This window comes from Dellaglioa sp. CoH-56-MRSF-14 (genome assembly GCF_056782115.1).
Genome location: NZ_JBXAYB010000019.1, coordinates 1 through 519 on the forward strand (window position 1 = coordinate 1; position 519 = coordinate 519).

Annotated in this window: 2 protein-coding genes; both read left to right on the plus strand. The window is 52.8% G+C overall.

Annotation, left to right across the window (positions count from 1 at the left end; genetic code table 11):
* A partial coding sequence (locus tag AC1RPX_RS07635) for a hypothetical protein (protein ID WP_481763310.1) occupies nucleotides 1-314 on the plus strand: 314 nt, incomplete at its 5' end.
* A partial coding sequence (locus tag AC1RPX_RS07640) for a hypothetical protein (RefSeq protein WP_481763311.1) occupies nucleotides 311-519 on the plus strand: 209 nt, incomplete at its 3' end. The genes AC1RPX_RS07635 and AC1RPX_RS07640, both read left to right, overlap by 4 nt.

Sequence of the window (519 nt, forward strand, 5' to 3'; positions counted from 1 at the left end):
GCGGAGGATTTATGATAGAAGGCGCAAGAGTTTTGTCCCACCAAAGTGTGCTGCACCACATCGATGACCCGCGCGAACTCACGTTGTTCGTTCGTTCCGTAGTGGAAGCGCGGCCCGAGGTCTTCAACAGTATCTGCATCCACGGATTTCGGAAGATCGTGGCTGATTTGGTTGAGGAACTGGACGAGCGGTACGGGCCGGGGCTGACCATCGAGCTGCTGGACGCTCAGGACATGGACAATGAAGCCGACGAATTTACAGACGACATTCTGATGCTCATCACATCGAAACATAACAAGTTCCAACTGCAATGAAAAAGAAAGGACGAATATTCGTCATCGACGGAAATCACGCACTCCATCGTGTCTGGTTCACGTTGCGCACAGGCCGGCCGATCGAAGAGGCACTTCCATATGCATTCACCAGCTTGATATGCAAAGACGCCGTGGCCGTCAAGGCCACCCATATGCTGGTTGCATTTGACGGCAAGCAGGTGTTTAGGTACGGTGTGTATGACGG